The sequence below is a fragment of the Leuconostoc sp. BM2 genome (genome assembly GCF_002095565.1).
In the GTDB taxonomy this organism is placed as follows: Bacteria; Bacillota; Bacilli; order Lactobacillales; family Lactobacillaceae; genus Leuconostoc; species Leuconostoc falkenbergense.
The window spans coordinates 1-4,096 of the sequence record NZ_MOWQ01000065.1; the positions used below are offsets into that span (position 1 = coordinate 1).

The following is a 4,096-nucleotide window of genomic DNA, read 5'->3' on the forward strand; positions in this document are numbered from 1 at the left end:
AATGTCATTAATAGTACAAATGATATAAACATTTTCTGGTCAAAAAATATTTCGATAGGATCATCATGCAAGTTAACTTATTGGGTTGATACACTAACGATTTTTCATCAATAATCAGGATCAATACTATAAATCAGTTCACCAAATGTCTTGCAATTTTCACCCCGATTAATTTCGTCTATCGTATGGTTTTGAGCGATATACTTAGAAACTAGCTATTTGCGTTTTTAAAAAATGCGGCGGATACTTTTACAACTTGGGTCGGCAATTTGTAAAAGTGCCTATCCAAGTTGTAATTGGATAAAATTGTGTATTAAAAGAACCTTAGGCTAATAAAAGTTAAGATCTTTTAATTCATCTTCAGTAACTCTAATTTGTTTCACAAAATCATCATAGTCAACATATTCTTGGGGAACTTTAAATTTATAAGAAAATAGTTCTCCTCCAAATCCAGCAATATCTCCTAGCTTTTGACATCCATTTTCATCTTGACTTGGCTGTATGAAACCGCCTTTTGAGGATGACATAAGGTGAATGTAGGTTGCCAACTGGTTATAATCATTTCTCTTGTCCAAATGCCTCTTATATTTGGTATCAATTGGCGTTCCATCAAATTCAAAATCTGGATACCGATGTTGCTGACCATCACTACCTAAATTGTCAAAGAAATTCAAAGTTTCTAAATCGCTTGGTTTTCCATAATGTTTCCAGCCCGTAACTTTCCAGATATACGCTTCCCAAATCCACGCAACGTCAATAATAATACCATGAATTTTATATTCATCACTTCCAAAGCCAGTCTTATCTTCATTCAGAATTTGAATGCATAGTCGTTGTAAAGCAGAATATTCTGTAAAATAGCTATGTTTCACGGGACTAGAAATATTCTGCTGAATAACTCTTTGTCGATTAAATCGAGAATAATCATTAGTTACACTTTTTATAGATCTTATTGAATTTTTAGTGTCCTCATTCAGTAATAAAAATTCATACTCAAGTTGAATTTTTTCTATTGTATGTCTAACCAACTCAGTAATTTTGTTGTCGTAACTAAATTCACGTGTTCGATAGGCTACTTTTCCAAGATATGGAACATTATTTCTAATATGCCGCGCAATTTCGATTGATCCTTTGATATTGGAATCATCATATTCTTTGTTGATGTATTCTTTGTAAACACCTTTTGATAGTGCCTTTTTTAGATAATACGGGAATAAAAATACCAATAAATCATAATAAGACATCTCGCTTGAAGCACCCAACTTTTTATTAACCACATTGTAATTTAAAATTTTCTGTAACATATATCGCAGAAAGTAGTCTTCTTCAGTTATTTTGCTAAAACGTGAACATATTCTTAGTTCATCGTGACCATCACTAAGAACTCCAACTACATTACATGTCCTAGTAGTCCCATTTCTCTGAGTAAAAATAAAATTGTCGCTATTCAAATCAACTGAACCTGAAACTTGCTCAGGAAAAATAAGAAATTTTTCTTCTTCAAGAACTGATAAATCTTGATTTGCCAGACTCGTAACTATTGGATGGTCTGACAATTCTTCAATTGGTGAATTATCCTTGACCGGACCCAGTTTTATCATAAACTAGTCCTCCTCTTGAATTGCGAAATAGGCGTCTTCTATTAATTTTATCTTTTTCTCTGCTTCATGCTCACCCCTAAAATAATCAATCAACAGTGGCTGTAATTTATTATCCCAGAGTGGCTCAATTATTTCTTTTGATGCGCCAGCACCATCAATTGGTTTAAAGTAGCTAGCTCCAATTTCATAATCTCGTGTAAGTCCGCCTTTATTTTTATCAACTAATGCCTGGTTCAACCGTGCCATCAAATTTTTAGTATCATCATTGTTCAACATGTTGTCAGCAGATTGCTTAGCGGTTATTTCAATGAATGTAAATCGACGGCGCATAGCGAAATCAAAGATATCAACCGAGCGGTCAATATCATTCATAGTCCCGATGATATAAACATTTTTAGGAATAAAGAATTTTTCGTCTTTATCGTCATGTAGATTTGAGTATTGCGTTAAGACACCACCTTTAGGGCCACGATATTCTGGATCAATGGAAAAGAAGAGTTCTCCTAGTACCTTCGATATTTCAGCTCTGTTGATTTCGTCGATAATGAATATATAGGGTTTGTCGTTAACTCCCTCAGCAGCTTTAAAGTCTAAAAGTTCAAGATGGTCTTTCATAAACTGAAGCACCTTTTTTCTGAAGTTGTCATGTCCTCTTTTAGGCACCCCCGGCAAACCGCGATATACCTTGTACAATTGACTTTTGTTGATGTATTGATTATATCCTTTATCTGTGGTTCTCATAATACCGCCGTCTGCTTCCCAACTTTCTGACGGATGATACGTATAGCCCGGAGCTACTTCTATTTCTTGTTTTTCATCCATTTCCTCAACAAATTTATCCCAAGACTGTTCAAAATTATCAATGGAATTGACGGTTGGCTTGTATGCTTTTTCGCAGAAAGCCTTAAATATTCCTGGTACTAATTCAAATCCCACATTTGTACCCGAACCAGTTGGTCTTAACCCTTCAACAAAGTCGGTATAATCATAACTCGGATGGAATTGAACAAACCCAATTTGGTTTTGTTGTTCTTCTGTTAGGTTGTTTAAATCTGTTGTTTCTCCGTTACTGATAATATCTGCTGCCATTGATTTTGCCAAAAATGTTTTGCCAGTACCTGGTGCGCCTCGAAGAATAATATTTTTAGAATTAATGAGCAGGCTTGATCCTTTCAATTGCATGTTTGTATCACCCTTTCTGTCATGTTGAGATAAATATTTTTGATACTCTTTATACCAATTGCGTTTTTTGAAGTTAGAATAACCCCAGCCATGTCGACCATTCCCTTCAACAATGTTTAAAGAATCAATAAGTGCATCAACTTCTTGACGATGATTTAAAATGATGCTATTAATCACATCGGATATTTTTACAAATTCATCGCTCGTTGTAATAGTGAACAAGTTATCTGGAATTAATTTTAATGCTTCATTTTCAGTTGCTGTAAGACTCGTAATGTATGATAGTAACTGCCTGATAGATACCAACTTTATCTTTTGATAATTTTGTTTATCATCCCAATACCCAGATAGCCAGTTTGCTTTAGGAATCACTGCTGTCCATTTGCCCTGGTCATAAAAATTCAAAAAGTCCTGTTTTCTTTTTTGTAGTTCTGTCTGATTGGTTTTGTGAGCATTAGCGATTAATCCTGACTTATCCAAAAAGTAACTATAATCTTGCTTGATGTTGTGAAGTGCAAATTGAATTAACTGACTGGCATCATCTATTTTATCTGAATTCGACACTTTCCAAATTGTCTGTCGATTGGTATAGAAATATCACTCTCTGGGTTGAAAATCAGACTCCCAATCTATAAATAAATTATGACCATCATGAGGATTTTGTTTCACATGTCCTAATTTTTTCAATTTCATGACAGAAACAGATTTACCATTAGGGTTTTCAAACGGTAGATCATGAGTACGGGTGTACGTCGATTTTAAAATGACCACATCATCTATCTTAATTTCATTCAAAAGCGCTAGCATTTTTTGGTATTGTCCGTTGTCTTCTTGATTAACCCAACCAAGTTGCCATTGACCTTTTTCAATAAATTCATCTGAGAAATCCTTTTTGTCAATCATCGTCCCGACGAAATAAACATCATTATTAGTCATACTATAAGTAACTCCTCGTTCGTTCAACTATTTGCACTAATTATTTAAATTGTACCCCCAAACATTCGTACTAGTAAAGCAAGTTTTGTCTTGGAAGAACAATTTCAGTCACATAAATTAGTTGCCTACATAAATGATTATTTTGCTAATATATAGTTATGTCATTTTTTAGGAGAGAAAAGATGGATTTAAAAGAGAATACAAAACGTTTTTGTCCAAAATCGATGATTTTTGGCATAATTTATCAGTTAGGCAGATTGCAAGAAATAACTTGAACGAATTTAGTGACGTAGATTAAGCAAGAAGATCTCGATTGGTGTGTGCCAGTTAAGACATTTAAGTGGTCGGGAATTCAGATACCAATTGATTTGAACCAG

3 protein-coding genes and 2 pseudogenes are annotated in these 4,096 nt (G+C 34.1%); all 5 read right to left on the bottom strand.

Annotated features, from left to right (window positions below):
• A pseudogene (locus BMG01_RS11515) lies at nt 1-185 on the bottom strand (endonuclease); the annotation flags it as partial.
• Between the two features lie 144 nt (nt 186-329).
• On the bottom strand, nt 330-1,601 hold the full coding sequence (locus BMG01_RS10100) for an McrC family protein (protein ID WP_233127300.1): 1,272 nt from the start codon (nt 1,599-1,601) through the stop codon (nt 330-332).
• A gap of 3 nt (nt 1,602-1,604) precedes the next feature.
• Nucleotides 1,605-3,347 (bottom strand): McrB family protein, encoded by a 1,743-nt coding sequence (locus BMG01_RS10105; protein ID WP_233127301.1) that lies wholly within the window; start codon nt 3,345-3,347, stop codon nt 1,605-1,607.
• 33 nt (nt 3,348-3,380) lie between these two features.
• On the bottom strand, nt 3,381-3,719 hold the full coding sequence (locus BMG01_RS10110; RefSeq protein ID WP_084013481.1) for a hypothetical protein: 339 nt from the start codon (nt 3,717-3,719) through the stop codon (nt 3,381-3,383).
• A 281-nt stretch (nt 3,720-4,000) separates the two neighbouring features.
• Nucleotides 4,001-4,096: pseudogene (locus BMG01_RS11065) on the bottom strand (IS30 family transposase); the annotation flags it as partial.

Coding starts and splice junctions, on each gene's coding strand:
- BMG01_RS10100 (WP_233127300.1), bottom strand. CDS start 1,601: ATGATAAAACTGGGTCCGGTCAAGGATAATTCACCAATTGAAGAATTG.
- BMG01_RS10110 (WP_084013481.1), bottom strand. CDS start 3,719: ATGACTAATAATGATGTTTATTTCGTCGGGACGATGATTGACAAAAAG.